Annotated in this window: 18 protein-coding genes; 10 read left to right on the top strand and 8 right to left on the bottom strand. The window is 52.8% G+C overall.

What is annotated here, in order from left to right; all coding sequences use genetic code 11:
* Window positions 1-78: 78 nt before the first annotated feature.
* From hysA to DPO_RS20395, 3 genes are all read right to left on the bottom strand, one after another.
* Entirely contained in the window at window positions 79-1,590 is a 1,512-nt protein-coding gene (gene hysA, locus DPO_RS20405) for a NiFeSe hydrogenase large subunit HysA (protein ID WP_083912101.1), read from the bottom strand.
* Between the two features lie 30 nt (window positions 1,591-1,620).
* Entirely contained in the window at window positions 1,621-2,580 is a 960-nt protein-coding gene (gene hysB / locus DPO_RS20400; protein WP_006968270.1) for a NiFeSe hydrogenase small subunit, read from the bottom strand.
* A gap of 169 nt (window positions 2,581-2,749) precedes the next feature.
* Entirely contained in the window at window positions 2,750-3,145 is a 396-nt protein-coding gene (locus DPO_RS20395) for an acyl-CoA thioesterase (RefSeq protein ID WP_006968269.1), read from the bottom strand.
* A 175-nt stretch (window positions 3,146-3,320) separates the two neighbouring features.
* Between DPO_RS20395 and lon the strand changes: the two genes are divergently transcribed.
* A complete protein-coding gene (lon, locus tag DPO_RS20390; RefSeq protein ID WP_006968268.1) occupies window positions 3,321-5,750 on the top strand; it encodes an endopeptidase La in 2,430 nt (809 codons plus the stop codon).
* A 96-nt stretch (window positions 5,751-5,846) separates the two neighbouring features.
* Here lon and DPO_RS20385 read toward each other — a convergent pair whose 3' ends face one another.
* Window positions 5,847-6,830: an adenosine kinase gene (locus DPO_RS20385; protein ID WP_006968267.1), complete on the bottom strand. Its 984-nt coding sequence runs from the start codon at window positions 6,828-6,830 to the stop codon at window positions 5,847-5,849.
* 233 nt (window positions 6,831-7,063) lie between these two features.
* Here DPO_RS20385 and metK point away from each other — a divergent pair, with 233 nt between their 5' ends.
* Together metK and ahcY are read left to right on the top strand one after the other, a co-directional pair.
* The gene (gene metK, locus DPO_RS20380) at window positions 7,064-8,236 is read left to right on the top strand and encodes a methionine adenosyltransferase (protein WP_006968266.1); all 1,173 of its coding nucleotides are present in this window, start codon (window positions 7,064-7,066) and stop codon (window positions 8,234-8,236) included.
* Between the two features lie 133 nt (window positions 8,237-8,369).
* Window positions 8,370-9,815: an adenosylhomocysteinase gene (gene ahcY, locus DPO_RS20375; RefSeq protein ID WP_006968265.1), complete on the top strand. Its 1,446-nt coding sequence runs from the start codon at window positions 8,370-8,372 to the stop codon at window positions 9,813-9,815.
* A gap of 111 nt (window positions 9,816-9,926) precedes the next feature.
* Here ahcY and DPO_RS20370 read toward each other — a convergent pair whose 3' ends face one another.
* From DPO_RS20370 to DPO_RS20355, 4 genes are all read right to left on the bottom strand, one after another.
* Window positions 9,927-10,430, bottom strand: coding sequence for a hypothetical protein (locus tag DPO_RS20370; RefSeq protein ID WP_006968263.1), 504 nt, complete (start codon window positions 10,428-10,430; stop codon window positions 9,927-9,929).
* Window positions 10,431-10,506: 76 nt separating this feature from the next.
* Window positions 10,507-12,207: an ABC1 kinase family protein gene (locus tag DPO_RS20365; protein ID WP_006968262.1), complete on the bottom strand. Its 1,701-nt coding sequence runs from the start codon at window positions 12,205-12,207 to the stop codon at window positions 10,507-10,509.
* A gap of 12 nt (window positions 12,208-12,219) precedes the next feature.
* Window positions 12,220-12,522: a phasin family protein gene (locus DPO_RS20360; protein WP_006968261.1), complete on the bottom strand. Its 303-nt coding sequence runs from the start codon at window positions 12,520-12,522 to the stop codon at window positions 12,220-12,222.
* A gap of 13 nt (window positions 12,523-12,535) precedes the next feature.
* Window positions 12,536-14,383 carry an acyl-CoA dehydrogenase gene (locus DPO_RS20355; protein WP_006968260.1) on the bottom strand — a complete coding sequence of 616 codons (1,848 nt, stop codon included), beginning with the start codon at window positions 14,381-14,383 and terminating at the stop codon, window positions 12,536-12,538.
* A gap of 199 nt (window positions 14,384-14,582) precedes the next feature.
* On the opposite strand from DPO_RS20355, the gene DPO_RS20350 reads away from it, so the two are divergent.
* The 7 genes from DPO_RS20350 (at window position 14,583) to DPO_RS20315 (ending at window position 24,053) form a co-directional block, all read left to right on the top strand.
* Window positions 14,583-15,422 carry an MBL fold metallo-hydrolase gene (locus DPO_RS20350; protein ID WP_006968259.1) on the top strand — a complete coding sequence of 280 codons (840 nt, stop codon included), beginning with the start codon at window positions 14,583-14,585 and terminating at the stop codon, window positions 15,420-15,422.
* Window positions 15,423-15,447: 25 nt separating this feature from the next.
* Complete coding sequence (locus DPO_RS20345; RefSeq protein ID WP_006968258.1) at window positions 15,448-16,992, top strand: AmpG family muropeptide MFS transporter; 1,545 nt, start codon at window positions 15,448-15,450, stop codon at window positions 16,990-16,992.
* Window positions 16,993-17,085: 93 nt separating this feature from the next.
* Entirely contained in the window at window positions 17,086-21,531 is a 4,446-nt protein-coding gene (locus tag DPO_RS20335) for an FAD-dependent oxidoreductase (protein ID WP_152427759.1), read from the top strand.
* A gap of 1 nt (window position 21,532) precedes the next feature.
* On the top strand, window positions 21,533-21,982 hold the full coding sequence (locus DPO_RS20330; RefSeq protein ID WP_268870648.1) for a hydrogenase iron-sulfur subunit: 450 nt from the start codon (window positions 21,533-21,535) through the stop codon (window positions 21,980-21,982).
* A gap of 37 nt (window positions 21,983-22,019) precedes the next feature.
* Window positions 22,020-22,688 (top strand): methylenetetrahydrofolate reductase C-terminal domain-containing protein, encoded by a 669-nt coding sequence (locus DPO_RS20325; RefSeq protein ID WP_006968254.1) that lies wholly within the window; start codon window positions 22,020-22,022, stop codon window positions 22,686-22,688.
* A complete protein-coding gene (locus DPO_RS20320) occupies window positions 22,685-23,617 on the top strand; it encodes a methylenetetrahydrofolate reductase (protein ID WP_006968253.1) in 933 nt (310 codons plus the stop codon). The genes DPO_RS20325 and DPO_RS20320 overlap by 4 nt, the downstream gene beginning before the upstream one ends.
* A gap of 115 nt (window positions 23,618-23,732) precedes the next feature.
* On the top strand, window positions 23,733-24,053 hold the full coding sequence (locus DPO_RS20315) for a YebG family protein (protein ID WP_006968252.1): 321 nt from the start codon (window positions 23,733-23,735) through the stop codon (window positions 24,051-24,053).
* Window positions 24,054-24,061: the final 8 nt, after the last annotated feature.

Below are 24,061 nucleotides of genomic sequence, written 5' to 3'. Positions count from 1 at the left end.
TGGGGTCAGGCCTGCGTTATTGTAGTTATTGACCTCAATAACTACAATAACGCAGGCCTGACCCCGATTCCGATTCCTTTATAAGGGTACGTCTACTTTAACGGTCCGACCGGTTTCTACGTCCAGCACGTGGACGGCGCAACCCAGTCAGGGGTCGAATGATCGTATGAGTCGCCCGACGTTCACCGGACTGTTCACATCCGGCACGGGCACACCGATCAGGGCTTCTTCAATGGGGCCTCTCTGGCCCATGTCATCCCTGGGGTTGGCGTTCCAGATGGTGGCGGAAGTGATCTGGTAATTGGCGATTTTCTGATCTTTGATGTCAATGTAGTGGAGCAGGGCCCCTCTGGGGGCTTCGGTCATGCCCAGGCCTTGTGCGGAATCCGGAATCGGTGCCGGCACAAAGGTTTCCTTGCCGGGCTGGGCCTGGGTCAGCCATTCTTCCATGGCCGCGGCAACCAGCGCGGTTTCTTCGGCTCTGGCCACATGGCGGCCCAGAATGGAGAAACAGGCATCCCCGATATCTCTGAGCCGTGTCACGCCCAGTTCTTTCTGACCCGTGGCGGACAGCTCCGGGTTCGTGGCCCACATTCTGGCCAAAGGTCCCCCTTCATGGGGTTTGCCGTTGTACCGGGGGGCTTTGATGAAACTGTAAGCACCGGGTTTGTTGGGATTGGGCAGCGTCTTGCCTTCTGTGGGATTGAGCCCGGTGGTGGAATCCTCGAACCAGGAGTATTTCACATATTCCTTGATCATGGCCGGATCCACGGCATAGTCTTTGCCATCCGTGTAAACCCCGGGTTTCAGCAGGGTGTTGCCTTTGTTATCCAGGGGGAAAACGCCCCAGGAAACCAGGTTCTTGTGACCCACACCGGTTTTAAGCAGATCCCCGTAAGGGCCGGCCAGCAGGTACACGATGGGCACATATTTTTCCAGAATAAACTGTCTGACTTTTTTGAATCGTTCCGCATAAGCGTTCAGGGCTTCCCGGGTGGGGATTTCCGTTGAACCGCCCACCACGATTCCCTGGACATGGGGCATTTTACCGCCTAAAAGCGCCACCATTTCATGGCAGATTTTGCGGATTTCCAGGGCTTCGAGGTACTGACCCACAGCCACGTCATTGAGTTCTTTGGGCAGCCGCATGTCGTTGTTGGCATATCTGGGAATAAAAGGGGCCGTGTCCGGACCGTTGCAATAGTCCAAAGCGGCCAGGTGATAGAAATGCAGAATATGGGACTGCAGAAAGTTGGCGCCCAGAATCAGGTTTCTGGCGATACGGCCATTGTCCGTGAGTTCCACGCCGAATGCATCATCTAAGGCCAAAGCCGATGCCGTGGCATGGGCCGTGGGGCACACCCCGCAGATCCGCTGGGTGATCTGGGTGGCGTCCCTGGGATCTCTGCCGTACAGAATCTGTTCAAATCCCCGATACATGCCGCCGGTGATGTGGGCATCCACGACTTTTCCTCCGGCAACCTCCACTTCTGCTTTTAAATGACCTTCGATCCGGGTGACCGGATCGATGCCGATTTTTATTTTTTTACCGGTCTGAGCCGGTTCGGCCTGCGGTTGACAGCCTGCCATAATTAGACCTCCTTGAAATTGTCTGATTCGTTAATAGGCGGGTTCATAAAATGGGGACATGGCATCCGGAAAACCGGCTTCAACACACCCGATACACACGGCATTGTTCACACACCAGTTCAAACCGGAGTTCCATTTCCGCTGGTAGCAGTCAGCATAGGTGTCCGGGCCTTTGCATCCGAGATCCATGCGGCATCCTTTGGGATCTGAGAGTGTGGCAGCCATGAACGCGGCATCATAATCGTCAAGATGGGGGCAGTTGTCATGAATGTTTTCACCAAAGAACAGGGTGGGGCGGCCGTCATAATCCAGTTCCGGTATCCCTGCGTTGAGCAGATGGACAATGGATCCTACGATCCAGTCCGGATGGGGCGGGCACCCCGGAATGTTTACAACGGGTGTGGTGATGTCTTTTGATTTAAAAAAGTCTCTGACACCCGTGGCGCCGGTGACGTTCCCTTTGGCGGCCGGGATACCGCCGAAAGCGGCACAGGTGCCGACGGCCAGAACGGAACCGGCCATGGGAGCGAGTTCCTGAACCATGTCCACCATGGTGATTTCCCTGTGGCCGATTTCTCCTAAAATACAATACTTGCCGTCTGCAGCCACGGGGATGGCCCCTTCAATGACCAGAGAGAACCGGCCTTTGTATTCATTGGCCACTTCATACACATGGTTCATGGCCGTTTCCCCTTCACATTCACTGACAGTGGGGTGGAACTGAAGGCTGATCACCTTGAGCAGTACATCGGCAATGGATGGATCCACACTGTTGAGAAGAGATACGGAACATCCGGTGCATCCCTGTCCCTGGATCCACAGAACGGGATGACGTTCCAGCCCCTTTTCCAGGGCCTGGATCAACGCCGGGTTGAACACCTGGGAAATACCGATACCAGCGGCAGTTCCTGTCAGGGTTTTCAGAAAGTTCCGTCGGGAAATTCCTGCTAGTTTGGGTTGCGCATCCGGCAACGACTGTTTGTCTTTCACGGGCACCTCCTTGATGCGGTTAAAACGATTTGTCTTATGCTGATGGTTAATGACGGCCTATCATATAAGAAAACTATCGTTATGACGGTCTATCATCAGTGAAAGCTATAATGATCAAAACCGCTTGTCAACAATAAAAAAGGCAGGCATATAATTAAAACAGACCGGTTCAAAAACTTAAGTTAATATTTGGAATGGGCAGCAATTTTTTTTCAGGCCCCAGACATACCAGATCCAGGCTGCACGTGACGGCCGGGCGCTTTTTTCCGGGGCGCCAGGCCTCATGAAAAAAAACCAGTCGATACTCTCCCTGTTTTTCCCATCGGGTCCTGATTTCCAGAAGATCCCCGAAAACAGCGCCGTCATGAAATTTCAGTTCGGTTTTGTAGACCGCAAATCCAATGCCTTTGTTGTGCCACATATCGGATAGCGTGTCGATTCCGATGATGTCTTCTCTGGCCCGTTCAAAAAATTTCAGATAATTGGCATGATAGACCACACCGGAATGGTCGGTGTCTTCATAATAGACCTGGGCATGAAATATATGGGGCGTCGGCATCATCATGTGTCAATGAGATATAAACCGGAGAGAAAAAAAAATCAAGCGCATGAAAAAAAGGCATCCGGCATCCATGAAAACCGTGAATTGCTCCTTTTTGGGTTGTCATGGGGAAAAACAATATTATAGTATAAGTCATTGACAATTGAAAAAATCCCAAATTACACAGCCGAGGTGATCTATGACCGATGATAACAGACCCATTACCCCTGAGATTGTGAACAGTGACGGGGAAGAGACTGAAAACACGGAAAAAGAACAGAATGCCGGCGGAGGCCAGCTCGTCCGGCAGAGTCACAAGCCGGATATCCTGTACCTGGTGCCCATCACGGGCAGACCGCACCTGCCGGCCCAGGTCCAGCCGCTGGTGGTGAGCAAAAAACGGTGGGAACCCACCCTGGTCAAGGCGGTCAATGAATCCCATAACCTGCTGGGTTTGAGTTATTTTTCCGAAGTCAAAGGCAAATATGTGTACAAGGAAGATTTTCCTGAAGTGGGATGTGTGGTCCGGATTCTGAACATGGTGGAGGTGGACGGCAATATCCAGTTCATCGCCCAGGGCCTGGAGCGGTTCAAAATCAAGAAATTTTTGTCGGACAAGCCCCCGTTTGTGGCCCAGGTGGAATATTTCAAACCCCTGGAAGAAGATGAGGACAAGCTCAAAGCCTATGCCATTTCCATCATCAGTTCCATCAAGCAGCTGTTGTCTCTCAATCCCTTGTATTCAGAAGAACTCAAGCAGTATCTGGGCCGGTTCAGTCCGGATCAGCCCTCTCCGTTGACCGATTTTGCCGCCGGTATCACCACGGCGTCCGGGGATGTGCTTCAGGAGGTCCTGGAAACCGAATCTGTGATCGAACGCATGAAACATGTGCTCATGCTGTTGCAGAAAGAAATAGAGATCGCCAAGCTTCAGACCCAGATCCGCAAAGATCTCAACACCCAGGTGGATGAAAACAAGCGTAAATTCTTTCTCAAAGAACAGCTGAAAGCCATTCAAAAGGAGCTGGGCATCCAGAAAGATGACAAAACATCGGATGTGGACCGGTTCAAGGAACGGTTTGCCGAACTGGATCCGCCGGAACATGTGGTCAAGCGGTTTGACGAAGAGATTGAAAAACTGTCGGTCCTGGAAACCGGATCATCCGAATACGGGGTGACAAGAAATTACCTGGACTGGATCACCTCGTTTCCCTGGGGCGTGTATTCAAAAGACAATATTGACATTGATCGGGCGGAAAAGGTGCTGGACCGGGATCATGCCGGGCTGGCCGATGTCAAGGAGCGGATTATCGAATTTTTTGCCGCAGGCGTCTATAAAAAAGATGTGTCCGGCTCCATTATTTTGTTTGTGGGGCCGCCCGGCGTGGGCAAAACCTCCATCGGCAAATCCATTGCCGAGGCGTTGGGCAGAAAATTTTACCGGTTCAGCCTGGGCGGCATGCGGGATGAGGCCGAGATCAAGGGCCACCGCAGAACCTATGTGGGGGCCATGCCCGGCAAGATGGTCCAGGCCCTGAAAGACTCCAAAGTGGCCAATCCCGTGATCATGCTCGATGAGGTGGACAAAATCGGGGCCTCTTACCAGGGAGATCCGGCATCCGCGCTTCTGGAGGTGCTGGACCCGGAACAGAACGCCGAGTTTTTAGATCATTACCTGGATCTGCGTATGGACTTGTCCAAGGTGTTGTTCATCTGTACGGCCAACACCCTGGATACCATTCCCAGTCCGCTGCTGGACCGCATGGACCGCATCAATCTGTCCGGGTATATTACTGAAGAAAAAATAGAGATCGCCAGAAAACATCTGTGGCCCAAACTGCTCAAGCGTAACAAGGTGGCGGCCACCACCATCACCATCACGGATCCCACCATCCGGCATCTGGTTGAAGGCTATGCCAGGGAGGCCGGGGTGAGGGGGCTGGAAAAACAGCTCAACAAGATTATCCGCAAGAGCATTGTCACCATTCTCAAGGAAAAGAAAAAACGGATCCGGGTGACCATTAAATCCCTGGAAGAATATTTGGGGCCCCCCGTGTTCAGAAAGGAAGAACAGATGAAGGGGGTGGGCATTGCCACGGGCCTGGCCTGGACCGCTCTGGGCGGAGTGACTCTGCCCATTGAGGCGGTCAAGGTGCACAACAAGGGATCGGGCATCAAACTGACGGGAAAGCTGGGGGATGTGATGCAGGAGTCCGCCACCATTGCCCTGTCTTATGTGCGGGCCAATCCCAAGTTGTTCGGGATCGACCCGGAATATTTTGATGACGCGTTCATTCACCTGCATGTGCCCGAAGGCGCCACCCCCAAGGATGGGCCCAGTGCCGGGATCACCATTACCACGGCGTTGGTTTCTCTGGCCAGAGGTCAGGAGATTCCCCGTCCGCTGGCCATGACCGGTGAGATCACTTTGACCGGCAAGGTGCTGCCCGTGGGCGGGATCAAGGAAAAAATCATTGCAGCCCGGCGGTCCGGTATCCATGAGATCATTCTGCCTGAAGGGGTCAGCAGTGAATTTGAAAAACTGCCGGACCACATCAAGGAAGGGATCGATTTTTCCTTTGTAAAAGTTTACCGTGACGTGTTCAGGCGGGTGTTTGAAAAGTCCTGATTATTTGATTTTTTTTAACCACGAAGAACACGAAGATCACGAAGGAAGGACTTCTTCGTGGTCTTCGTGGTTAAACAGGCTGACGACTGTCAATTCTCAGATCAGGGCACGGATCCGTTCCCATCCTTCTTCAGGGATCTGGGCCCCGATCACCTGGCAGACTTCGTATCCGCAGGCAGATGCCAGCTGCCCGCTTTTTTCAATGGAAAATCCATTGGCAATACCGAAAAGAAACCCGGCAGCCCACAAATCACCGGCACCCGTGGTGTCTTTGGCCTCTTTCCCGGTCCTGGCATCGATCCGGGTGGTGGTGTTGTTAAATGAAATCAGGCTGCCCCGTTTTCCCAGTTTCAACACCCCGTAAGTGACATGGGCCGATAACGCCTGGAGCGCGTTTTTCTCGTCCGCGTAACCGGTAAAGGCTTCGGCTTCGTCCTCATTGGCAATCAGAATATCCACATGGTCTTTGATCAGGTCATCCAGGATTTCCCGGCTGGCATGGACCACTTCAAAACTGGCCAGATCCAGAGCGATCATGGCGCCGGCTTTTTTGGCTGCATGGACCGCCGCCATCATGAGTTCCGGATTGAACAGCAGATATCCTTCGATCATGGTGATGGCTGTATCCGCAAACAGCGATGCCGTGATCCGGTGGGGTTCCAGTTCCGTGGAAGCGCCTAAATAGGTGAACATGGACCGCTGGGCATCCGGGGTGATCACGGAGATCACGCTGCCTGTGGGAGACGGGGACAGGGTCAGTTCGGGCTCCACCCGGGCGGAACGTAATGCATCTTCAAACAGGGTGCCGAAGTTGTCATCTCCCCGGCGGCCGATAAACCGGGCTGTGCCTCCCAGCCGGCCGATCCCGATAATCGTGTTGCAGGCGGCCCCGCCCGGCACAATGGCCGGGGTTTTGTCGGTTTTGGCCAGAATGGTTTTGATATCAGCGGATTCCACCAGGGTCATGCCGCCTTTTTCTTTGCCCAGGTGTTTTAAAAAATCATCGGATTCATTGATCAGTATATCCACCAATGCGGATCCGATGCCGGTGATGCGTTTGCTGTATGGCTGGGTTGTCATATTTTTCTCCTCAGGTGTTTAAAAAATTGGCAGGTTGATACAGAGCATAGAAAATTGCGGCCAGGAATTCAAGGAGTTTTTATGTTCCCAGCAAAATATGAACATATATTGATATATTCCTGGATAACTATTGACAAATGCGTTTCGGTTCGGTATAAAAGGATTTCAATCATCACATTTGTGGATTAACCCATGACACAGTTTGTCCAATAATTTTTAACAAGGAGCGAAATATGTCAGACAACAAATCATATCTGTTTACATCTGAGTCCGTGACTGAAGGTCATCCCGATAAAGTGGCCGATGCCATATCCGACGGTATTCTGGATGCTATCATGGCGGAAGACAAGCATTGCCGGGTGGCCTGTGAAACTCTGGTCACCACCGGCCTGGCCATGGTGGCCGGCGAAATCACCACGGACTGTTACGTGGATATTCCGGAAGTGGTTCGAAGCACCATCCGGGAAATCGGATACAACTCTTCCACCATGGGATTTGACTGGAAAACCTGCTCCGTTGTGACCAGTATCGATCAGCAGTCCGTGGACATTGCCCAGGGTGTGGATGAAGGCGCGGGCCTGTATAAAGAACAGGGTGCCGGGGATCAGGGCATCATGTTTGGTTTTGCCACCAATGAGACGGAAGAGCTCATGCCCATGCCGATTTTATATGCCCATAAACTGACCAAACGGCTCACCCAGGTCCGGAAAAACGGGGCCCTGGATTTTCTGCGGCCCGACGGCAAATCTCAGGTTACCATTGAATATAAAAACGGCAAACCCCAGCGGGTGGATGCCGTGGTGGTCTCCACCCAGCATAACAATGACGTCACTTATGAAGAATTGAAAGATGCCGTGATCAAGGAAGTGATCCGGAAAATTATCCCCAAAGAGATGATGGACGGAGATACCCGGTTTTTTGTCAATCCCACGGGCCGGTTCGTCATCGGCGGACCCATGGGAGACTGCGGGCTCACGGGACGTAAAATTATCGTGGATACCTATGGGGGCCAGGGCAGCCATGGGGGCGGATGTTTTTCCGGAAAAGATCCCTCCAAAGTGGATAGAAGTGCCTCCTACATGGGACGGTATGTGGCCAAAAATCTGGTGGCATCCGGCATTGCCGACAAATGTGAAATCCAGGTGGCCTATGCCATCGGTGTGGCCCAACCCGTCTCATTGATGGTGGATTTCATGGGGACCGGAAAAATTCCTGAATCAAAAGCCGTGGACATTGTCAAAGAGGTGTTTGATTTAAGACCGTCCGCCATTATTGAAACCCTGGATCTGTTACGTCCCATTTACCGGAAAACAGCGGCTTATGGACATTTCGGCCGCCATGATCCTGATTTTTACTGGGAAAGAACCGACAAAGCCGATCAGATCAAAGAACTGGCCGGCATTTAATTTACGATCTGATCACAAGCTGGTTCGGGATCCGGTCCACACCGGATCCCGGCACCTTATCTTTTTCAAAACCATGCAGATGATCGTCGAACATTCGCAATACACACACAAAAAAAGAGGAGTTTTACAACATATGTTACAGCAAGCCAAATCCCCATCTTATATTGATCTTGATCATTCATTGAAATACAAGGTCAAAGATATCAACCTGGCCGAAGAAGGCATCCTGGACATGCAATTGTCTGAAAAAGAGATGCCGGGCCTGATGGCCATCCGGGAAAAATACGGCCCTGAAAAACCGTTCAAGGGCCTGAAAATCATGGGCAGTCTTCATATGACCATCCAGACGGCCATGCTCATCGACACCCTGTATGAACTGGGAGCCGACATCCGGTGGGCATCCTGCAATATTTTTTCCACCCAGGACCATGCGGCCGCCGCCATTGCCAAAAAAGGAACGGCCGCCGTGTTTGCCTGGAAGGGCGAAACCCTGGAAGAGTTCTGGTGGTGCACGGAACAGGCCCTGCTCTGGCCGGATGGTTCCGGCCCGGACCTGATTGTGGATGACGGCGGGGACGCCACCTTGTTTGTCCATCAGGGCGTGAAAGTGGAGAAAGACCCGTCCATTCTGGAACAGCCCACCCACAGCCAGGATGAACGCTGTCTTCTGGACCGGTTGAAAGTCTCCCATGCCAAGGATCCGGAAAAATGGACCAAGATCGCCGACAAGATCCGCGGGGTGTCTGAAGAAACCACCACGGGTGTTCATCGTCTGTACCATCTGGCCGCTAAAAATGAACTGCTGTTTCCGGCCATCAATGTCAATGATTCGGTGACCAAGTCCAAGTTCGACAACCTGTACGGGTGCCGGGAATCCCTGGCCGACGGTATCAAGCGGGCCACGGATGTGATGCTGGCCGGTAAAACGGTTGTGATCGCGGGTTATGGAGACGTGGGCAAGGGATGTGCTGATTCCATGAAAGGATACGGCGCCATTGTTCTGGTCACGGAAATCGATCCTATCTGCGCGTTGCAGGCCGCCATGGAAGGATTTGAAGTGGTGACCATGGAAGAAGCCGCCACCCGGGGGGATGTGTTTGTCACGGCCACGGGAAATTACCATGTCATCCGGGGCGAACATATCGCTGAAATGAAGGATGAGGCCATTATCTGCAATATCGGTCATTTTGACAATGAAATTGAAATGGCATATCTCACAGACAACCCCAGGGCCGAACGCATCAAAATCAAACCCCAGGTGGACAAATGGGTTCTGGAGTCCGGACGTTCCGTGATTGTGCTGGCTGAAGGCCGGCTGGTGAATCTGGGATGCGCCACCGGACACCCCAGTTTTGTGATGAGCAACAGTTTCTCCAACCAGACCCTGGCCCAGATCAAACTGGCGTCTGAAAAACTGGAGAAAAAAGTGTATACACTGCCCAAGGAACTGGATGAGGAAGTGGCCCGGCTGCATTTGAAGAACCTGTCCGTGAAACTGACCGAATTGACCCAGGAACAGGCGGATTATTTAGGTGTTCCCGTTAACGGGCCTTATAAATCCGATCTTTACCGGTATTAATAATCTGACAGATCATTTTTAAGTTCACGCATGCCGCTGGTATGCATGACATATGATGGATACACAGCCCGGCTGCCGGAAATTTTTTTCCGGCAGCCGGGTTTGTCATTTTCAGTCATCCTTTTTCTGGTCCCAGAATTCACGGCTTTCTTTTAAAATATCATCGATGTCATCATCTAAAATGTCATCCTCGTCCAGATCGTCCTCGTCCAGATCGTCCAGTTCGGCTTCCGGTTCACCTGAAAGCGTGGGTTCCGCCAGATCGTCGTCATCCGGCAGAAGTGCCAGATCATCTTCATCGTCATTTAAATCATCCATGGTTTTTTGTTCAGACGCGGAAGAGGCAGGCATGGTTTCATCGGATTTCGAGGTATCAGGGATGAAATTGCCCTGCCGGTCAAACAAAAGGCTGCCGCTTAATTTGAGATCAAAATCCAGCTGAAAGGCGATCTGGTTGTTGTGCACCACGATCTGCCCTCCTTTGGATGCAAATGAGGTTTCAGCCATGCGATCCATGAGAATTTTCTTGACAGTCTCTAAATCCAGATGTTTTTGTACCGCTGCAATGAGGTTTTTTTCTCCGGTTTGAATGGTTCCGGGGTCGGTGATTTTCATGGCAATATTTCCTTAAATGGGTTAAAGGGCCGGTTACGACATTCTCATAAGGATCATGACAATCCGACCCACGATTTTATAAACGTCCTTTTTTGACAATGGCCACCAGAAGCCAGATCCCCATGATCCCGGCCGCCAGAAATCCGGCGATGCCGATGACCGATACCCCGAACAACATGGGCGGGACATCGGAATTGATGACAATGGCGGATCCTAAAATCAACGCCGCAATAATAATGGAAAACGAGATGCGGTTGCTGGTCTGGTCCTGATGGACGATCAGTTTGTCCAGCCCTTGAATGTCAATGAGAAGTTTCATTTTTCCCTGGCGGACCAGTCGCAATATTTCCAGGGTATCTGTGGGTAGATGCTGAATCAGTTTATAGGATTCCCTGGCAAGTTCCATCATCTCTTCAGCCAGTTTTGACGGCGAAAACTTTAAAAACCGGGCCGTGGTGACATAGGGCGCGGCATGCCCCAGCATATTGAAATCCGGGTCCAGTTTCCGGGCCACGTTTTCAACGGAAACAAATGCTTTCATCATCAAAAACAGATCCGGCGGAATTCTCAGGCTGTGGAGGGTACAAAGCCCGATGAACTGGTTGACCATTCGACTGGTTTTGATGTCTTTCAAGGATTTGGTCAGATGAACCGATATAAACAGGGCCACGTCTTTTTCCAGCCGGATCATATCAGGGTGGGTTTCATAGTCGCACAGGTCGCATAAGACACGGGCCGCCCGCCTGGCATTGTGTGTGGCAACCGCGTGAATGATATCCACAAACAGTTCCCGGGTGCTTATGTCCAGAAAACCGGTCATGCCGAAATCCACGGGACATATCCGGTTGTTTTCCATGATAAAGATATTTCCCGGGTGGGGGTCGGCATGGAAAAATCCATGCTCAAACACCTGTTTCATGATGAAATCCGCGCCCCGCCGGGTAATGCGTTTCCGGTCCAGACCGGCCCGGTCAATGGCATCGATATCACTGGCCTTGATACCGTTGATGAACTCCATGGCCAGCACCCGTTCAGAAGATACTGATGGGAAGACTCCGGGTATGTGGATGGTTTTGTCATGGCGGAACTGGCGGGCCATCTGTTCCATGCTGGCGGCCTCGATGGTATAATCCAGTTCTTTTTCCATGGTTTTGGCAAATTCTTCCACAATTTTCACGGGCCGGTAAAACGCCACTTCTTGGATGTTTCTTTCCATGATGCCGGCCAGATGATGGATGATCTCCAGGTCGGCTTCAATGATTTTTCTGATGCCCGGGCGCTGGATTTTGACGGCCAGCCGGTCCTCACCCGTGACCGATGCCCGGTGCACCTGACCGATGGATGCACAGGCAAACGGGATTTCATCCATGGAATGAAACACCGCATCCCATGGTTTGCCGAATTCCGCGGCAATGGTTTCTTTGACCTGATCAAATCCAAAGGCAGGGATCTCATCCTGGAGTTTGGACAGCTCATTGACCAGGTCCATGGGAATTAAATCCGGCCGGGAGGACAACACCTGCCCCATTTTGACAAATGTGGGACCCAGCTCCTCTAAAGCCATGCGGATCCGCTGATTCCGGGACAGTTTTTCCACCCGTTCATGGGGGTGGTAAAACGGAATCAGTTTCAGGCCGGATTCAATGTACCGGTCAATGTCCAGGGCACCCAGGATGTTGTCGAAACCATACTTGAGAATGATGCCGATGATCTGCCGGTACCGGATCAGATTCCGGTACCGTTTTCCCACGGTACCTATTTTTTTGATGCTGAGCATGAAAACACGGTATCAGTCTCTGGCTTCTATTTTTTTGACCAGATCGTCAATTCGGGTATTCAGATCCCGGATGTCAGCCCGGGTGGGAAGATCCAGCCGTTTGAGTATTTTTTCCACGGTTTCTTCCATGCGCCGGTCCAGTTTCACTCTGGCATCCTCGTATCGATGCTGGCATTCTTCCAGAAACTCTTTGGCTTCCGCCTGGCTCATCTGGGTGGATTTGGCCAGTTCTTCGGCCAGTTCTTTGATCTCGGATTTGGAACGCAGGGCCATGCCCACGCCGGTGAGCAGACTTTTTTTAACATATTCAAACATGATTTTTCTCCTGTTATTTGGATCCAAAAGACAGATCCTGGATATGTTCCACACAAGGATCTCCATCCAGAATCGCATCCATTTTACCATAGGTGGCCGGCAACAGTGTATGAATAAAAAACCGGGCCGTTTCCATTTGTCCGGCATAAAACGCGGCGTCTTTGTTTTTTCCCGCTGTCCGGGCCACTGCATTTCTGTCCAGGGTGCCGGTTTTTTTGGCCAGTTTGGGGGCCGCAACCCCGGCCCGCCATAAAAGCATCCAGGCAAAGGTGACATCTCCGGTCACTTCCAGAAACGGGTGGGCAAAGGCATAGGCATTCAATACCTTTTCCGACCGGGACCGGGCATTGATCTCTTTGGCCAGTGCCTCCAGCCGGGACACGGCATGGGACACTTTTGTGCTCAGATCCTGAACCCCTTCCGTGTCTTTGAATTGTTCAATGGTCTGTTTCATGCGGTCAATGAAATACTGAAACGCTTTTCCGCCGTTCATGGACAGTTTTCTGCCTAACAGATCCATGGCCTGGATCCCGTTGGTGCCCTCATAGATCATGAAAATCCGTGCATCCCGCATGAGCTGCTCCACGGGATATTCGCTGATATACCCGTATCCGCCGTAGATCTGGACCCCGTGGGAGCAGACCTCCAGGGCCTTGTCCGTGACATAGCCCTTGACAATGGGGGTGAGCACCTCCACCATGGCGGCGGTGTCGGCTTTGACCTGGGCATCGTCCGTGGTGTGAACCACATCGTTGCACCAGGCGTAATAATAGTGCAAAGACCGCATGCCTTCAGTACAGGCCTTCATGTTGAGCAGCTGCCGTTTGACATCCGGATGCTGGATAATGGGAACGTTTTTGGCTTCCGGGTCTTTGCCGGCCGTCAGATGCCGCCCCTGGATTCTTGTTCTGGCATAGTCCAGGGCATACATGTAAGACGCGGAAGCCACGGCAAATCCCTGGAGCCCCACAAAGGCCCGGGCTTCGTTCATCATCTTGAACATGGCCGGCATGCCTTTGTTCTCTTGCCCCAGCAACGTGCCGATACACGGGCCTTTATCGCCTAAAGACAAGGATGCCGTGGCATTGCCGTGAATTCCCATTTTCTTTTCCAGGCCCGTGCACACCACGTTGTTGAACTCCCCCAAAGAACCGTCATCATTCACCCGATATTTGGGCACCAGAAACAAAGAGATGCCTCTGGTGCCGGCCGGTGTCCCCGGGATCCTTGCCAGGACCGGATGAATAATGTTGTCGCACAGATCATGTTCTCCGGCGGAGATGAAAATCTTGGCTCCTTTGATGGAATAGGTGCCGTCCGGATTTTTTTCCGCCGTGGTGGTCAGGGCCCCGACATCAGATCCTGCTTCAGGCTCGGTGAGCAGCATGGTGCCGCCCCAGACGCCTGCAAACATTTTTTTCATGTACAGCCGTTTCTGGGTCTCATCCCCGAATGCTTCCACCAGTTTGGCAGCCCCGTGGGTCATGCCGTAATACAGCATAAAAGCGGAATTGGCCCCCACCATATATTCCAGGGCTGCCGTGCCCACGGTTTTCGGCATGCCCTGTCCCCCCACATCCGGGTCATCACACATGGCCAGCCATTCGCCTTCACAGAAAAGCCGCCAGGCCCGTTTAAAGGATTCAGGTGCTGTGACCTTGCCGTTTTCCAAAATACAGCCCTGCTCGTCTCCCTCCTTAAAGGTGGGCAGAATCTCTTTTATCGCCAGGTTTCGGGCTTCGGAAACAATCAGATCAACGGTTTTTTTATTGAATTCAGCAAAGATTTCATGATCCACCTGTCCGATCTGTTCGTGGAGGACAAAATCAACATCTCTGCGGTCAGCGATCAATTGTGCCATGTGAACATGCTCCCTTTTCATGGGTGTTTATAGTTTAACCGGTCTGTCTGCCTTCTTTCATTAGGCAAAAACCAGGGGGTTGTCAACGGGTGCCGGGAAAAAAAAGATTGATTTATTGATGGATTCATAAGATGGTATGCAATCATATGGATGATTGTCAAAAATGCGGTGGCGGATAGAAGAATAAAGCAGGAGAGCCATGATTGTTAGGTGCTGGGGTTCCCGGGGATCGATAGCGGTATCAGGCAGGCAGTATGTTGCCTATGGTGGAGATACCACCTGCCTTCAGATCACAGCCGGATCCGGCGAGACCGTGATTGTCGATGCCGGAACCGGAATCCGGCGCTTGGGTAATTTTCTTCTGGAAAAAAATATCACCCGGTATTTTATGCTGCAAACCCATTGCCACTGGGATCATCTGCTGGGGTTTCCGTTTTTTAAACCCTTGCTTCACAGGCAAAATCAGCTGATTATTCAGAACCGGGCCTTTGGCCGGGCCACCTTAAAAGATGTTTTCGAGCAAATGATGTCACCGCCTTTTTTTCCGATCCGGCTGTCAGAGCTGCAAGCGGATATTCAATTTGATTCGGGGCTCAACGATAGTTTCAACATCGGGTCGCTGCAGATCGATACCATTCCCAACAGTCATTCCGCCGGCACGCTTGGATACCGGTTCAAAGAAAACGGCAGTACGTTTGTGTTTTTAACGGACAATGAGCTGGGATTCGATCATCCCCAGAGCCGGGGAGTGGATGCGTACCGACAGTTTTCCATGAATGCGGATGTGCTGATTCACGATGCGGAATACACTCAGGATGAGTATCGGCGCCGCAAAGGCTGGGGACATTCTTCCATTCCCCATGTGCTGGATCTGGCATTGAAAGCCGGCGTTGGTCAGCTGGGACTCACGCATCTGAACCAGGATCGCACGGATATGGAAATGGATGCCATTGTCAAAGAGGGCAACCGGTTTTTTTCATCCAGAAACAGTCAAACCCGGTGCTTCGGGGTGGCCTGCGATCTTGAAATTGTCCTTTGAATCAACAGATCCAGACCGGGAAAACATGCCTTCACAAAAAAGATGGCAAACCGCTGTCAAGGCATTTTGTCATCCCCGGGTGATTACCATGCTTTTTTTCGGCTTTTCCGCCGGCATGCCCCTTTTATTGATTTTTTCCTCTTTGTCTTTGTGGCTCAGGGAGGCCGGCGTGGAACGGTCGGCAGTTACCTTTTTTTCCTGGGCCGCATTGGGATATTCATTCAAGTTTGTGTGGGCCCCTCTGGTGGACCAGATGCCCATTCCCTGGCTCACCCGGAAACTGGGCCGCAGACGAAGCTGGATTCTGGCGGCCCAGACGGGAATTGCCGCAGCCATTGTGTGGATGGCATGTACCGATCCGGCCGCCGGGCAGCATCCCCTGGTTTTCATGGCCCTGGCCGCCGTGATGCTGGGGTTTTCTTCGGCGACCCAGGATATCGTCATCGATGCCTATCGCATTGAATCCGCGTCTGTGGATCTTCAGGCCATGATGGCTTCGGCGTATATCGGTGGATACCGCATCGGCATGCTTGTGGCCGGGGCCGGGGCCCTGGTTCTGGCGGAGTGGTTCGGCTCCACCAAAGGCGGGTACCGGTTTGAAGCCTGGCAGGCCACCTATCTCATCATGGCCGGGATGATGGCCGTGGGCATGACCACGGCTCTGGTCATTGATGAACCGGCATCGGAATACAATCCGGCGGACGCATATGGAGCCAAAACCTATCTGGCCGGTCTGGCCTTGTTCGGCGTAGCAGTGGCTGCGTTCGGACTGGTGTTTTATGCATCCGGCATATTTCTTGAGGATATCAGAATTCAGTTGGGACAATGGATGAACAATGCGACCCTGGGCGGGTTCATGGTGGAATGTGTCCGCCTGGGCGCAGGCATTCTGGCGGCGGTTCTGGTGGGCCGGCTGGGGCTGTTCTTCCGTCTGGTCAATAAAAAAATGGTGACTGACAGTTATGTGGCGCCGGTGCTGGATTTTTTCAGCCGGTACCGGCTGATGCTGGCCTGGCTGATACTGGCTTTGATCGGGTTGTATCGAATTTCCGATATCGTGCTGGGTGTGATATCCAATGTGTTTTACCAGGATCTGGGATTTTCAAAATCGCAGATCGCCAGCGTGGTGAAAACCTTCGGCCTTTTCATGACCATTGCCGGGGGATTTGCCGGAGGACTGCTGTCCATTCGATTCGGGGTGATCCGGATCCTGTTTCTGGGGGCTTTGCTGGCGTCGGCCACCAACCTGCTGTTCATGGTGCTGGCTTTTTACGGGCACAACCTGTTTCTTTTGTATGTGGTGATCGCGGCGGACAACCTGGCGGCCGGGCTGGCGTCGGCCGCATTTGTCGCGTTTCTGTCCAGCCTGACCAGCATTCGTTTCACCGCGGTTCAATATGCGGTGTTCAGTTCTTTGATGACCCTGGTTCCCAAACTGTTCGGCGGGTATTCCGGCACCATGGTGGATACGATGGGATATCCGGCCTTCTTTTTTATCACCTTTCTGATGGGACTGCCGGTTTTGATCCTGGTGGGGTATTGCAGCCGGCATCTGGACGTGGCAAAATAAATAATTGTTGACAAAAAAAGTCCTTTTTTTTACTTAGAAGCGGGGAAAGATACATGCACGACTGAGGCGAAATCTTAAGGTAGGAGGTTTGTGATGACGCAAAAGGTGACACCGAGCAGTGACCTTGTCGGCTCTGTCATGGTTCTGGGTGGCGGGATTGCAGGTATGCAGTCCGCCATTGATCTGGCCAATTCCGGCTATTATGTCTATCTGGTTGAAAAATCCTATGCCATCGGGGGGATGATGGCTCAGTTGGACAAGACGTTTCCAACCAACGACTGTACGATGTGAGTGATTTCACCCAAACTGGTCGAGGTCGGCCGGCATCTGAACATTGAACTATTGACGAATACCGAATTGCTTGAACTGGAAGGAGAACAGGGGAATTTCACGGCCAGAATCAGGGAAAATCCGCGATTTGTAGATATTTCCAAATGCACATCCTGCGGCGAATGTACCAAAGTCTGTCCTGTCGATGTGTCCAGTGAACATAACCAGGGCCTGAACAATCGTAAAGCCATTTTTAAACAATATGAACAAGCCATTCCCGGGGCGTACGGCATTTCCAAGCGGTCGGTGGCTCCGTGTAAAGCGACCTGTCCGGCCCATGTGTCCATTCAGGGATTTATCGCCCTGATGCAGCAGGGTAAATATGCGGAAGCGCTGAAGCTGTTTAAACAGGAACACCCGTTTCCCGGATCCTGCGGCCGGGTCTGTCACCATCCCTGCGAATCCGTGTGTACCAGAGGCGATGCGGATCAGCCCCTGGCCATCCAGTACCTGCACCGGTTTCTGGCGGATCTGGATTTTGAAGAAGCATCACCCTGGGTCCCTGAAGTCGGTGAAAAACGCGAAGAAAAAATCGCCATTATCGGTTCCGGCCCGGCCGGCCTGACGGCAGCATATTACCTGGCCCAGAAAGGCTATACCGTCACGGTGTACGAAAAACTGCCGGTAAAAGGCGGTATGATGGCCGTGGGGATTCCGGAATACCGGCTGCCCAAGGCACAACTGGAAAAAGAGATCGCCGTGATCGAAGCCTTAGGGGTGACGATCAAGACCGGCGTGGAATTCGGAAAAGACATCACCCTGGACAGCCTGAAAAAAGACGGTTTCTCCGCCGTTTTCATGGCCACGGGCCTGCATGGGTCCCGGGCTTTGGGCGTGAAGGGCGAAGATCTGAAAGGCATTCTCAAGGGCACGACATTTCTGCAGGATGCCGCATTGGGCAAGGCGGAGAAACTGACCGGAAAAACCATTGTGATCGGCGGCGGCAACGTGGCCGTGGACGTGGCGTTGACGGCCCGGCGCCTGGGAGCGGACGATGTTACCATGGTGTGTCTGGAAAAACGCGATGAAATGCCGGCCTGGGATTACGAGATTGAAGAAGCCATTGAAGAAAAAGTCAATATCGTGAACAGCAAAGGACCGATGCGGTTCTACGGCAATGACGACGGGCAGGTGACGGAAGTCGCTTTTCAGGAATGTACCTCGGTATTTGACGAAAACGGGCGGTTCAATCCTCAGTACGATGACTGTCAACTCACCTCATATGAAGTGGACAATGTGATTGTGGCCATCGGACAGATGGGGGAAACCGGGTTTGCCAAAGATCAGGGCATCTCACTGACCCGGCCCGGCGGGTATGAAGCGGACCCGGTTACGTTGCAGACCCCTGTTGACTGGGTGTTTGCCGGAGGGGATGCATTTTACGGCCCCAAGTCCGTGGTGGATGCCGTGGCTTCGGGTAAGACTGCGGCGGAAAGTATTCACCGGTTCATCAATGGGTTGGACCTGGCCGAAGGCCGGGAAAAATCCTGGGAATATGACAAACCGGAAATCACGGATGTGCCGAATATTCCGAGAATGCAGCCGGAAAAACTGCCGCCGGCCCGGCGGGAAGGCAATTTTAAAGAAGTCACCCAGGCCCTTGCCAGGGAACTCATTGATCAGGAAGCGGCCCGGTGCCTGTCCTGCGGCATCTGTTCCGAATGTTACCAGTGTGTGGAGGTCTGTCTGGCCGGGGCCGTGGAGCACGATCAGGTGCCAAAAGTCAGGGATGTCCAAGTGGGGTCGGTGATCATGACCACGGGCGCGGACACGTTTGATCCCGCAGACTTGGATGACACCTATATGTACAAACGATCCCAAAATGTCATGACCTCTCTGGAATTTGAGCGGATTCTGTCTGCGGGCGGCCCCACCATGGGGCATCTGGTGCGGCCTTCCGACGGCAAAGAACCGGAAAAGATCGCCTGGCTTCAGTGTATCGGTTCCCGGGACACCAACCGGTGCGGCAACGGGTATTGTTCGTCGGTGTGCTGCATGTATGCCATCAAAGATGCCATGATCGCCAAGGAGCATTCGGAAAAAGAGCTGGATACCGTGATATTCAATATGGATGTGCGGACATTCGGCAAAGATTATGAAAAATATTATCTCAGGGCATTGGAACAGGACGGGGTGCGGTTTGTGAAATCCCGGATCCATTCCGTGATCGAAGAGCCGGGAACCGACAACCTGATTCTGAAATACGCGGATGAACAGGGAAAGATCCATGAGGAAGTATTTGACATGGTGATCCTGTCCGTGGGGCTGGTCATCCCCAAACACAGTGTGGATCTGGCAAACCGCATCGGCGTGGCGCTCAATCCGTACAATTTCGTGGAAACGTCGACCTTTAATCCCCTGGAGACCAGCCGGCCGGGTGTGTATGTGTCCGGCACGTTTCAGGGACCCAAAGATATCGCTTCTTCCGTGACCGAAGCCTCAGGCGCGGCCTGTGCCGCCGGCCGGCATCTGGCCCCGGCCCGTCATTCATTGACGAAAACCGTGACATTGCCCACGGAACGGGATGTGCTGGGTGAAGACCCCCGGGTGGGGGTGTTTGTGTGTAAATGCGGGATCAACATTGCCGGAGTCATTGATGTGGATGATGTGGCGGCATATGCGGGGAATCTGCCCAATGTGGTGTATACCGGTGAAAATCTGTTCACCTGTTCCCAGGATACCCAGGTGTCCATCAAAGAGATCATTGACGAATACCAGCTCAACCGGGTGGTGGTGGCCTCGTGTACCCCCAAGACCCATGAGGGGATCTTCATGGACACCCTGGAGGAAGCCGGTTTGAACAAGTACCTGTTTGAAATGGCCAATATCCGGAACCAGGATTCCTGGATGCATTATCATGAACCGGAAAAAGCCACGGCCAAGGCCAAAGACCTGATCCGCATGGCGGTGGCCCGGGTCAGTATCCTGGGACCTTTGCATGACAAAAAGATCTCCATCATTGACAAGGCATTGGTCGTCGGCGGCGGTATCGCCGGGATGACTTCGGCCAAAGCTCTGGCAGACCAGGGGTTCCATGTCACGCTCCTGGAAAAGGAAGACACCCTGGGCGGTTTGGGACGGCGATTGCACCATACCATCGAGGGGGATGATATCCAGGCGTTTGTCAAGGAACTGGCGGATGCCGTGGAAACCCATGCGCATATCGATGTGCTCAAGCAGGCCCTGGTGGTGGAATTCGGCGGGTACAAAGGCAATTTCAAGACCGAAGTGCTGGTGGGGCCGGACATGAAGCAGAAAAAGATCGATCATGGCGTGATGATCGTGGCCACAGGCGGTGGCGAGTATCAGCCCACGGAATATCTGTACAATGACAGCGATGCCGTGGTGACCCAGCTGGAACTGGCGGACCGGCTGGCAGACAACACATTCGGCAATCCGGACCGGGTGATCATGATCCAGTGTGTGGGGTCCCGGAACGAGACCAATCCCAACTGTTCCCGGATCTGCTGCCAGAATGCCGTGAAAAACGCCATTGCCATCAAGGAACAAAGCCCGGACACGGATGTGTTTATTCTGTACCGGGATATGAGAACCTATTCCATGATGGAGGCGTATTACACCAAAGCCCGGAACATGGGCGTGATCTTTTCCCGGTTCAGCAAAGAGGATCCGCCCCGGGTGGAAAAATCGGCCGACGGCGGGCTCACCGTCACGTTCATGGATCATGTGCTGGGACAGTATATTGAGGCGGACGCCGATGTGGTGGCATTGTCCGCCGGGGTGATAGCCACAGATACCAAGGAGCTGTCCCATATTATCAAGGCCCAGCGCAACGCGGAAGGGTTTTTCATGGAAGCTCATGTCAAGCTCCGGCCGGTGGACGGGGGCACGGAAGGGGTGTTCATCTGCGGTACGGCCCACGGGCCCAAGCTGATCACGGAAACCGTGGCCCAGGCCATGGCTGCCGCATCCCGGGCCGCCACCTATCTGTCCCAGGAGTTTCTGACCCTGTCTGCGGTGGTGGCGGAAGTGGATCAGGATCGATGCGCTTCCTGCCTGGTCTGTGTCCGATCCTGTCCCTATCATGTGCCGGTAATGGATGAAAACGGGGTTTCGTACATCGACCCGGCCCTGTGCCAGGGTTGCGGGGTCTGCGCTTCGGAATGCCCGGCCAAGGCCATCAAGCTCAACTGGTACGAAGATGACTCATTGCTCAGCAAGGTGGAATCCCTGCTGGAGGAGGTATGATATGACAAAAGAATTTGAACCGGTCATTCTGGCGTTCTGCTGTAACTACTGAGGGTATTCCGCTGCGGACCTGGCAGGTTCCATGAGGCTGAAAATACCGACAAATTTCAGAATTATCCGGGTCCCCTGTACCGGAAAGGTTGATATCATCCACATTCTGCGTGCCTTTGAAAAAGGGGCCGACGGGGTGTATGTGGTGGGATGCATGGAGGGGGACTGTCATTTCAACGAGGGCAATTTCAGAGCGAGAAAACGGGTGGAACAGGCTGCCAAAGTTCTGGAAAAAATCGGAGTCGGCAAAGACCGGGTGAGGATGTACAACCTGTCTTCCGGTGAAGGCCCTTTGTTTGCCCAGTATTCCACGGAAATGGTCAATCGTGTCAAGGAAATGGGGCCCAGCCCCATTAGACTGGCAAAACAACGCAAGACCCAAAAGGCCGATGCTGCCTGAAAAAGAACTATTTTAACCGCCTAAGCAAGAGGTGAGCATGATAATAGCAGAGAAAAAACCCATTGAAGAGATTATCCGGGAAGTTGAGGCCTATGACCGCATTCTGGTGCTGGGATGCAATGAATGCGTCACGGTCTGTGAGGCCGGGGGTAAAAAAGAGGTGGAGGTCCTGGCATCGGTCCTTCGAATGAATTTCATGGCCCAGGATCGGGAAAAAACCATTGATGAGCGAACCCTGGAGCGTCAGTGCGATCATGAATATTTAGAGGAGATCCGGGATGTGATCGACCAGTATGATGCTGTCATATCTCTGGCCTGCGGCGTGGGGGTTCAGTTTGCTGCGGAAAAATATATGACCACACCGGTGTTGCCGGGTGTCAACACGGTCTGCTTAGGCGCCAATGAGGACCGGGGCCTGTGGACGGAACGGTGCCAGGCCTGCGGGTCGTGTGTGCTGGCCCGCACCGGCGGCATCTGCCCGGTGTCCCGGTGTGCCAAACGGGTGCTCAACGGGCCCTGCGGCGGTTCCACCAACGGCAAGTGTGAAATTTCCAAGGACACGGACTGTGCCTGGCAGCTGATCATCGACCGGCTCAAAGCCCTGGGGAAGATGGATGATTACGAAATAGTCGCCCCTGTGAAAGACTGGTCCACTGACCGGGCCGGCGGACCCAGAACCGTAACCAGGGAGGATGTGAAGATATGAGCGAATATGTGAGCGACAGCAGACTGGAGCGCGTGTTAAAGGCCGGACACCTGGGTGTGACATCCGAATGCGGGCCGCCCCGGGGCAGTGATCCGGAAGAGATCAAGAAAAAAGGGATGCTGATCAAAGATTATGTGGATGCGGTGAATGTCACGGACAACCAGACCGCCATGACAAGGATGTCCTCTCTGGCCGCCTGTGTTCATTTAAAACTGCTGGGCATTGAACCGGTGCTGCAGATGGTGACAAGAGACAGAAACCGGGTGGCCCTGCAAAGCGATATTCTGGGGGCCGCCTCGTTTGATATTTCCAACATGCTGTGTCTGTCCGGCGATCATCAGAGTTTTGGGGACTGTGCCCAGGGCCAGAATGTGCATGACTTAGATTCCATGCAGCTGGTGCAGACCGTCCGGTATATGCGGGATGAAGGCAAGTTTCTGGGCGGAGACGATATCAAGCGGCCGCCCAGACTTTTTGTGGGAGCGGCGGCCAATCCGTTTGCCGATCCGTTTGAGATCCGGGTGCCCAGGCTGGCCAAGAAAATTGCCTGTGGGGCGGAATTCATCCAGACCCAGTGCATCTACAATATCGATAAATTCAAGGAGTGGATGCGCAGGGCTTCTGACCGGGGATTGACGGAAAAGGTTTTTATCATGGCCGGCATGACGCCCATGAAGTCTGTGGGTATGGCCAAGTACATGAAAAACAAGGTGCCGGGCATGGATGTGCCCGATGAAATTATCCAGCGGCTGGCGGGCGTGGAAAAAAAGCACCAGGCCCAGGAAGGCATCCAGATCTGCGTGGAGCATATCCAGGAACTCAAGGAAGTGCCCGGAATCGCGGGGTTTCACATCATGGCCATTGAATGGGAAGAAAAAGTGCCGGAAATAGTTGAAAAAAGCGGGCTTTATCCAAGGCCTGAAGTATAGACAAATACGGACCTTTTCAGATACAATGAAAAGCCAGGGCCGGTGGATGGGATTCCGGGCCCTGGTTTTATTGCTTGTCACTGTGGATACGTTATTTTCGATATAAGGAGAGGGTATGGCAGTCGTTGTCAAATACATTGTGGTCAGGAACGGAGAGGAAAAAATGACATTTGCGACAAAAAAGGAAGCAGACGCTTATGATAAAATGCTTGATATTGCCGACAATTTGTTTGAATTCCTCGATAAATCAGAACTGAAGCTGCCTGAAGATCAGATGGAAAAAATTTCTTTGCTCCTGGCTGAGAAAAAGGATGTGGTGATGCCGATCCTGAGGGGAATCAACCCCAAAAAACAGGCATCGGCCAAACCGAAAAAACCAGCGGAAAAATCCGGAGATGCGCCCCCGGCCCCGAAACCGAAAACAGCCAAAAAATAGCGGTTCAA

The organism is Desulfotignum phosphitoxidans DSM 13687 (assembly GCF_000350545.1).
Lineage (GTDB): Bacteria > Desulfobacterota > Desulfobacteria > Desulfobacterales > Desulfobacteraceae > Desulfotignum > Desulfotignum phosphitoxidans.
The sequence above is the reverse complement of the archived record's forward strand: the minus strand, read 5'-3'. Positions and strand labels throughout refer to the sequence as shown.

Excerpts from the sequence above, each read along its gene's own strand:
- DPO_RS20395 (WP_006968269.1), bottom strand. The coding sequence starts at position 3,145 with ATGATGATGCCGACGCCCCATATATTTCATGCCCAGGTCTATTATGAA.
- lon (WP_006968268.1), top strand. The coding sequence starts at position 3,321 with ATGACCGATGATAACAGACCCATTACCCCTGAGATTGTGAACAGTGAC.
- DPO_RS20385 (WP_006968267.1), bottom strand. The coding sequence starts at position 6,830 with ATGACAACCCAGCCATACAGCAAACGCATCACCGGCATCGGATCCGCA.
- metK (WP_006968266.1), top strand. The coding sequence starts at position 7,064 with ATGTCAGACAACAAATCATATCTGTTTACATCTGAGTCCGTGACTGAA.
- ahcY (WP_006968265.1), top strand. The coding sequence starts at position 8,370 with ATGTTACAGCAAGCCAAATCCCCATCTTATATTGATCTTGATCATTCA.
- DPO_RS20370 (WP_006968263.1), bottom strand. The coding sequence starts at position 10,430 with ATGAAAATCACCGACCCCGGAACCATTCAAACCGGAGAAAAAAACCTC.
- DPO_RS20365 (WP_006968262.1), bottom strand. The coding sequence starts at position 12,207 with ATGCTCAGCATCAAAAAAATAGGTACCGTGGGAAAACGGTACCGGAAT.
- DPO_RS20360 (WP_006968261.1), bottom strand. The coding sequence starts at position 12,522 with ATGTTTGAATATGTTAAAAAAAGTCTGCTCACCGGCGTGGGCATGGCC.
- DPO_RS20355 (WP_006968260.1), bottom strand. The coding sequence starts at position 14,383 with ATGGCACAATTGATCGCTGACCGCAGAGATGTTGATTTTGTCCTCCAC.
- DPO_RS20350 (WP_006968259.1), top strand. The coding sequence starts at position 14,583 with ATGATTGTTAGGTGCTGGGGTTCCCGGGGATCGATAGCGGTATCAGGC.
- DPO_RS20345 (WP_006968258.1), top strand. The coding sequence starts at position 15,448 with ATGCCTTCACAAAAAAGATGGCAAACCGCTGTCAAGGCATTTTGTCAT.
- DPO_RS20325 (WP_006968254.1), top strand. The coding sequence starts at position 22,020 with ATGATAATAGCAGAGAAAAAACCCATTGAAGAGATTATCCGGGAAGTT.
- DPO_RS20320 (WP_006968253.1), top strand. The coding sequence starts at position 22,685 with ATGAGCGAATATGTGAGCGACAGCAGACTGGAGCGCGTGTTAAAGGCC.
- DPO_RS20315 (WP_006968252.1), top strand. The coding sequence starts at position 23,733 with ATGGCAGTCGTTGTCAAATACATTGTGGTCAGGAACGGAGAGGAAAAA.